The organism is Streptomyces sp. NPDC001530, assembly GCF_042894545.1.
GTDB lineage: Bacteria > Actinomycetota > Actinomycetes > Streptomycetales > Streptomycetaceae > Streptomyces.
Genome location: NZ_JBIAVS010000071.1, coordinates 1 through 2,090, shown reverse-complemented (window position 1 = coordinate 2,090; position 2,090 = coordinate 1). Strand labels below are relative to the sequence as shown.

Annotated in this window: 2 protein-coding genes; both read right to left on the bottom strand. The window is 68.5% G+C overall.

Features of this window, described 5'->3' with window-relative positions:
- Window positions 1-332 precede the first annotated feature (332 nt).
- Window positions 333-908 carry a hypothetical protein gene (locus tag ACFY0T_RS50240; protein ID WP_388885964.1) on the bottom strand — a complete coding sequence of 192 codons (576 nt, stop codon included), beginning with the start codon at window positions 906-908 and terminating at the stop codon, window positions 333-335.
- Window positions 905-1,816, bottom strand: a complete 912-nt coding sequence (locus ACFY0T_RS50235; RefSeq protein ID WP_388885962.1) for a transposase domain-containing protein — start codon at window positions 1,814-1,816, stop codon at window positions 905-907. The genes ACFY0T_RS50240 and ACFY0T_RS50235 overlap by 4 nt, the downstream gene beginning before the upstream one ends.
- Window positions 1,817-2,090 lie beyond the last annotated feature (274 nt).

Genomic DNA, 2,090 nt, shown 5'->3' with positions numbered 1-2,090 from the left:
ACTGTCAACCATCAGCTGGGACCGAAGTGTCAAGCATCTCCCGGGACCGGACAGAGAAGGGCACAACTTCGAGTTACAACTTTCTCTACTGGCTTTCAAGCACCCGTCGTCGCTTCGCTCCTCCGGGCGGGCGCGGGCGGCCGGCGGCGCCCGCGCTCATGTCTCCGCCCCGCTCGGCACCGCCGACCGCCCACTCCCACCCAAGAGGCAGGCACACGGGCATGAGGTCAGAACGTGTCGTGGCTGGGGCGGTCGGCTCCACGACTTGGCTCCACGACTTTAGACAGCCACTTTGGGGCGAGCCTCGAAGATCATGGCCCCAACGTCGTACTTTACCGGGCAGGTCCAGTACCTAACGTCGCGTCGCTATTTGGCGGGTGGTTGGGGTGTGACGCGGGGGTCTCGCCTCGGCGGCAGATAGTGATCGTGTAGGTGACGTTGCCGGTGGGCACCGGTCCGGGGGCTCGCACGCGGTGATTGGGTGCTTGTCTGGCCCGGGGCCTGACGCGGTGAGGCCTGCGGGGGATGAGCTGGGCCAGGGCTTCGGCCTGGACGAGGGTGATCAGCGGGGGCTGTCCCGCGGCTGGCCGGTAGTGCAGGTGACGGCGGGTGGTGCGCAGGACCGCGGTGAAGGAGATGCGATCGGGGTCCAGTGGCCGGCCGGTCGTGGGATCCAGGCTGGCCTGGGCAGCGCGGGCGCGCTGTGCCTGCAGGTATTGGTGGGTGATGAGCAGTCCGTAGATCTCCTGCACGACGCCGTCGGGGCTGTGGGAGCGCAACAGGGGCCGGTGATCGCGTTGGAGGATCTTGGCTTCGAACAGGCTGGTCTCGCTGTTCCAGCGTTCCGCATAGGCCGCGGCGACTTGCTGGGCCGGGGCTTCGTCAGGGTCCAGCAGGCTGGTGATCACACGCAGTGGGCGGGTGCGGGGTGGTCGTGTTCGGGGGTGGCGGTGATGTCGGCGTCCACGACCCGCACCGCGACGCCGTGCGGGTGGCCCGGCGGCATGCGCCGGTTGCAGAAGCGGGAGGCGGCCTGGCGCTGGCTGGAGGCCCGGTCCGGAACGCAGGACAAGAAGCTTCCGTCCGCCAGTTCGCGCAGGTGGGGAAGCCAGTGGTGGGAGTGCGCGCGGACAATGAAGTCGGCGCCGCAGGCGGTGACTTGGGCGAGGATGTCGTGTCCGTGAAAGGCCCGGTCCATCAGCACGAGCTGCCCGCCGGACAGGGTCGGCTTTGTGGCCAGATGCTTGGCCAGCGCGACCTCGTTGTCCCGGCGCGGACCGAAGCGGGCGTCGAGAATGCCGCGGGTGCCGCAGGCGATCAGCAGAACGAGCTTGACCTGGGGATAGCGCCCGGGCTTGTGGCTGCCACCAGGCGGCGGTCCGAACGCCTTGATATTGGCCGGCGTGGGCGCGGCCGCAAGAACGGTGCCGTCCAGCGCGAGCATCAGCAGGCGCCGGCCGAAGGCGAAAGCGCCGGGCGACTGCGGTGTGGTCAAGGGGCCACGCACCTGCTCGAACAGGACTTTCAACGGCCCGGAGCCCAGTCGTGCGCGAGCCTTGGAGACGGCGGAAGTGCCCGCCACCCGCAAGGCTCCCGCATGAACCGCGGTGCGCAGCCCGTCGGTCAGCCTGCGCAGGAGCTCCGCATAACCGTCGCTGAAGTGCAGGCACATCGCCAGCACGAAGTAGACCACCGCGCTGGCCGGCAGACATGCACACCAGCGTTTCTCCCCTCGCCCACACGAGCGGACAGCTTCCTCCACCGCCTGCGGGGAGATGAACTCATCCAGCGCCTCAAGCCGGATACCGGTCGCCACCCGCGCCGCTGCTATCCGCTGCCCGGCCCTGGAGTTTGCTCCCGCTGCGGGGACACGATGACAAGACATCGAGGCTCCACAGGCCAGATTTCTCACCGCTATCCGACCTGCCAGGGGCCTCGATGGCCGTCAACCCCCGCACCCCCACACGCGCCCCAACTGCCCCTTTGCGACGTGACGTTACTGACCTCGTCGGAGTGTTGTCGGGGGTGACGTGTACTGATCCCTGCGGTAGGCCGGTTGTATGCGGTACGCGCAGGGCGGCGGACTGACG